This window comes from Ornithinibacter sp. (assembly GCF_035443565.1).
Taxonomy (GTDB): Bacteria; Actinomycetota; Actinomycetes; order Actinomycetales; family Dermatophilaceae; genus Fodinibacter.
In genome coordinates this window covers 1-4,993 of record NZ_DAORSO010000053.1, presented here as the reverse complement: position 1 = coordinate 4,993, position 4,993 = coordinate 1, and the positions used below count along the sequence as shown (strand labels likewise).

Annotated in this window: 5 protein-coding genes; 3 read left to right on the top strand and 2 right to left on the bottom strand. The window is 69.4% G+C overall.

Annotation, left to right across the window (positions count from 1 at the left end):
- Positions 1-24 precede the first annotated feature (24 nt).
- Positions 25-1,584, bottom strand: coding sequence for a leucyl aminopeptidase (locus PLL68_RS07700; RefSeq protein WP_324533189.1), 1,560 nt, complete (start codon positions 1,582-1,584; stop codon positions 25-27).
- A gap of 107 nt (positions 1,585-1,691) precedes the next feature.
- On the opposite strand from PLL68_RS07700, the gene gcvT reads away from it, so the two are divergent.
- The gene (gene gcvT, locus PLL68_RS07695; protein WP_324533188.1) at positions 1,692-2,795 is read left to right on the top strand and encodes a glycine cleavage system aminomethyltransferase GcvT; all 1,104 of its coding nucleotides are present in this window, start codon (positions 1,692-1,694) and stop codon (positions 2,793-2,795) included.
- Positions 2,792-3,007 (top strand): hypothetical protein, encoded by a 216-nt coding sequence (locus tag PLL68_RS07690; RefSeq protein WP_324533187.1) that lies wholly within the window; start codon positions 2,792-2,794, stop codon positions 3,005-3,007. Before gcvT ends, PLL68_RS07690 begins: the two co-directional genes overlap by 4 nt.
- A 13-nt stretch (positions 3,008-3,020) precedes the next feature.
- Here the strand turns inward: PLL68_RS07690 and PLL68_RS07685 are convergent, their stop codons facing one another.
- Positions 3,021-3,593: a class I SAM-dependent methyltransferase gene (locus PLL68_RS07685; protein ID WP_324533186.1), complete on the bottom strand. Its 573-nt coding sequence runs from the start codon at positions 3,591-3,593 to the stop codon at positions 3,021-3,023.
- Between the two features lie 187 nt (positions 3,594-3,780).
- Between PLL68_RS07685 and PLL68_RS07680 the strand changes: the two genes are divergently transcribed.
- Positions 3,781-4,725 carry a DUF1214 domain-containing protein gene (locus PLL68_RS07680; RefSeq protein WP_324533185.1) on the top strand — a complete coding sequence of 315 codons (945 nt, stop codon included), beginning with the start codon at positions 3,781-3,783 and terminating at the stop codon, positions 4,723-4,725.
- Positions 4,726-4,993 lie beyond the last annotated feature (268 nt).

The window sequence follows — 4,993 nt, the reverse complement described above, 5'->3', positions numbered from 1 at the left end:
CGCTGGACTCAGCCGGCGCTGGACTCAGCCGGCGCTGGACTCCACGAGGGCCAGCAGGGTCGCCACGCCGAAGCCGGTGCCGCCCTTCGGGGTGTGTCCCTTGGGGCCCTTGTCGTTGAACGCCGGCCCGGCGATGTCGACGTGGGCCCACGGGATGCCCTCGCCGACGAACTCCTTGAGGAAGATCCCGGCGGTCAGCATCCCGCCGTCACGATCGCCCTTGTGGGCCAGGTCGGCGGTGGGCGTGTCGAGCTTCGCGCGCATCTCGACCGGCAGCGGCATCGGCCATGCGCCCTCACCCGAGGCGTCGGCGGCGTCGACGACGCGGGAGCGGAAGGTGTCGTCGTTGCCCATGACACCTGCGATGTCGGTGCCCAGCGCCACGACCTGGGCACCGGTCAGGGTGGCGATGTCGACCACCCAGTCGGGGTCCTTCTCGCTCGCCAGGCACAGCCCGTCGCCGAGGACCATGCGCCCTTCAGCGTCGGTGTCGAGGATCTCGACGCTCGTGCCGTTGCGCATGACGACGACGTCGCTCGGCCGCTGCGCGGTGCCGCTCGGCATGTTCTCGGCCAGGCAGAGGTAGCCGGTGACGGCCACGGGCAGGGCGAGCTCGGCTGCGGCGATGACGGTGGCCGCGACGGCGGCGGCACCGGCCATGTCGCACTTCATCGTCACCATGCCCGATGACGGCTTGATGTTCAGGCCTCCGGAGTCGAAGGTGATGCCCTTGCCCACGAGGGCGACCGAGGCCTTCGGGGAGGCCGGGCTGTAGGACATCGTCACGATGCGTGGCGGGTGGACCGAGCCCTGACCGACGCCGACGATGCCGCCGAACCCGCCCTTGACGAGTGCCTTGTCGTCGAGCACGGAGACCGTGACGCGCGCGGTCGACCCCGCGACGCGCTTCTTCACGGCATCCGCGAAGGAGGCGGGGTAGAGGTAGTTCGGGGGAGTGTTGACGAGGTCTCGGGCCCAGTCGCGGGCGGAGCCGAGGATGCCGGCGCGCGTCACGGCATCCTTGGCGGCACGCCCCTGCCCGGCACCGGACACGACGAGAACCCGTGGGCCGGATGCCGTTGGACCGGCGGTCGCGGTCGGCTTGCCGGGGCGGGCGGGCACCGTGCGGCGGGCCGTGCCGACCACCGCGAGGGGTGCGCTCCTGTCGTAGACGTAGCACCCGGCATACGCCCCGTCGGCGACTGCGGACAGGCTCTCGACGTCGGGGGTGGGCAGGGCGACGGCGACGGTGCGCTTGCCGCGCACGGTGCGCAGGGCCGCCCCGGCTGCCGAGCGCAGGACGGTGTGGGGGTAGGTCGCCCGGCGGGACGTGCCCTCGCCGAGGCCGGTGACGACCACCGACGTCGCCTTGACGCCGGGGACGGCGACGACCCGCACGATCTCGTCGGCCTTGCCAGTGGCCTCGAGGTCGGCGAGCACGGCCTGGAGGTGGACGACGGCTTTGCGGGGCAGGCCGTGACCGGTGGCGAGGTCGGTGCCGTCGGGAGTCTGCACGGATCCGATGACCAGGCAGTCGACGGGAAGCTCGGCGGGGGTGCGGGTGGTGAGCGACACGGAAGTCATGTCGGCACCCTAGCGACCACGTGCCGACGACCGTTTGGACGGTTGAGCCGGGTCGAGCGTGCTCGAGCACGGGCGGGCACGGTCGGGCACGCGGTAACGTGCCGACCATGACCGAGCTGCTGCACTCCCCGCTCCATGACCAGCACGTTGCCCTCGGCGCCAAGATGGCGGACTTCGGGGGGTGGTCGATGCCGATCGAGTACCCCGGCGGCGGGGTGGTCGCGGAGCACACGGCCGTGCGTGAGCGAGTCGGGATCTTCGACGTGTCGCACCTGGGCAAGGCGCGGGTGTCCGGCCCCGGTGCGGCGGACTTCGTCAACGCGTGCCTGACCAACGACCTGCGCCGCATCGAGCCCGGCCAGGCGCAGTACACGATGTGCTGCACCGAGGAGGGCGGGGTCGTCGACGACCTCATCCAGTACCTGCGCTCGGACGACGACGTCTTCCTCATCCCCAACGCGGCGAACACGGCGGCCGTCGTCGAGCTGTTGGCCGCAGCCGCGCCCGAGGGGATCACGGTCGAGAACCTGCACGACCGCTACGGCGTCATCGCGGTGCAGGGGCCGAAGTCCGACGAGGTGCTGGCGGGGCTCGGGCTGCCCGTCGACCACGACTACATGAGCTTCGTGGAGACCCAGTGGGAGGGGCTGCCCGTCATCGTCTGCCGCACCGGGTACACGGGGGAGCGGGGCTACGAGATCGTGCCGGCGTGGGACGTCACCTCGTCGGTGTGGGACGCGCTGGCCGCTGCGGTGATCGAGCAGGGTGGGATGCCGTGTGGTCTCGGCGCCCGTGACACGTTGCGCACCGAGATGGGGTACCCGCTGCACGGCAACGACCTGTCGCTCGACATCACCCCGGTCATGGCTGGCGCGGCCTGGGCGGTCGGCTGGGACAAGCCCGCGTTCTGGGGCCGCGAGGCGCTCACCGCGCAGCGCGCCGCGAAGGAGTCGCGTCTGATGCGCGGGCTCGTCGTGACCGGTCGCGGCATCCCGCGTTCGCACTGCGAGGTCAAGGACGCCGACGGGAACGTCGTCGGTGAGGTGACCTCCGGGACGTTCTCGCCGACCCGTAAGCAGGGCATCGCGTTGGCTCTTCTCGACCGGTCGGTCACGCTCGGGGACGACGTCGTCATCGACGTTCGCGGCCGTGACGTGGCGGCGACGGTGTCCAAGCCCCCGTTCGTCGAGGTCGGGGTGCGCTCCTCATGACCGAGCGCTGGACGTGGTCGTACGAGGATGCCGCCGGGTCGGCGATGGATGCCGCTTCACTTGGCGCGACGGTTTTTCCGACCCAGTCGGACGCAGAGTCGTGGTTCGGTGAGGTCTGGGCCGACCTCACGGATGCCGGTGTCGCTGCGGTCACGCTGTGGCGGGACGGCGAGAAGGTCTACGGGCCGATGAGCCTGGCGCCCGCGCCCTGACCCTGGGGCTTCCCTAACGGAGGCTGACGGCAAGGTATCGCTCGTCGGTGGTTTCCTTGCCCCAGTAGACGGGTTCTGGCAGTCGTCGGATGTGGACCTCGTCGCGCGCCTGGAGCACGATCTGCTCGGTCTGCGCGGCAGTCAGTCCTGCCCCGGTGCTCCAGTTCCCTTCGACGAGGACGGCGATGCCGCCCGGCTTGAGCAATTTGAGCCATCGCCCGAACGCTTCGGCTGGGTCTGTCATGGCCCACAGCACGTGGCGACTGAAGACGACGTCGTATGCGGCGGCCGGGAGATCAGGTGTGGCGGCATCCGCGACGACGAACCGTGACTCGGGAACCTTGGCACGGGCTCGTTGGATCATCTGCGGGGAGAAGTCGAGCCCATCGACGGTGTAGCCCTCATCCGTCAACAGACGGGCGATCGTGCCGGTCCCGCAGCCGAGGTCAGCCACCAAGGCAGGCGCGGCGGGGAGGGCCGAGAGGAGCAGTTCGCGCCACGCCGCCCGAACGGCCGGGTCGGTCAGACCATGGTCGGGCTCGCCGTCGAAGGTCTCAGCCTCTTGGTCCCATACGTCGTGGTTCATCGGGGGAGCGTATGTCGCTGCGTTGCCCTGACGGCCGCGGAGAGTGCGCACTGTGCGGAGCTGCTGGTGGGCGTCGATCGTGGCCGACAGCCGGTGGGGTCGACCCCGATGAACACCTTCGCCATGAGCTCTCGTCCTTTCCCGACATCACTGGGTGGTTCCTGCGATGGGCCGTAGGGTTTGCTGCGTGACCTCCATCAAAGTGAACGTGGACAACTTCGTTCGCGCCGAGACCCACCGGATGATGGCCGGCCTCCAGCGCGATGCGGGCGGCATCAACAGGTTCGAGCACAACCGCGCTCCGGCCTCGGTCGACAAGCAGACCGTGATCCGGATGAACCGGGACACGCTCTACAGCTTCGCCGTCGTCGACGTCTCCGCTGGAGCGACCCTGATGATCCCGGATGCCGGTGACCGCTACCTGTCGGTCATGGTGGTCAACGAGGACCACTACATCAACCGGGTCCTCCATGGCGAGGGCCGCTACGACCTCACGGCCGATGACGTCGGTAGCCCCTACGCCGTTGTCGCGGCTCGTACCTTGGTCGATCCGCAGGACCCCGCCGATCTGGCGTCGGTGGCCGCAATCCAGGACCAGCTCCTCCTGTCTGCCGCCGCTGACAGACCTTTCGTGTTGCCGGACTACGACACGGAAAGTCTCGACCGCACGCGCAAGGCGCTCCTCACTCTGGCGTCGGACATGACCTCGTTCGAATCGACGTTCGGACGCAAGGAGGACGTCGACCCGGTGCACCACCTGGTCGGGACGGCCGCTGGTTGGGGTGGACTGCCGGACGCCGAGGCCACGTACGTCGGTGTTGCCCCGGGCCTGCCCGTTGGCGAGTACGAACTCACTGTTGGCCCCGACGTGCCCGTGAATGGCTTCTGGTCAATCTCGGTCTACAACGCCGATGGCTTCTTCGAACCAAACGAGCGCGGCGCCTACAGCGTCAACAACATCACCGCCCGCCACAACGACGACGGCGGCATCACGGTCCGATTCGGTGGTGACGGCGACCCCGAGCGAAACTCCCTGCCCATCACCGACGGCTGGAACTACCTCGTCCGGCTCTACCGGCCACGCCCCGAGATCCTCAACGGCACGTGGAGCTTCCCCAGCCTCGCGAAGTAGACCTTCCACAGCCACTCGCATCCGACGTTTCAGACAGATCCAGATGCGCTCAGCGCCGCGCGACGACCTTCCTGGCGCCCGCAGCTGAGGGAGTTCAACCGCTTGGTGACTGCCCAGGAGCGGGGTGACTTGGGGCGGAGGGGCATAGGCAGGCGGGCGCGTGAAAAGTCGCGCAGTCCTGTCGCGGAGCTGCGGAGCAGCTACCCCGTCGACCGCGACGGCTCCTCCCGTGGTGGGGAAGAGCCGCCGTGCGGAGCGGGATGCGTCA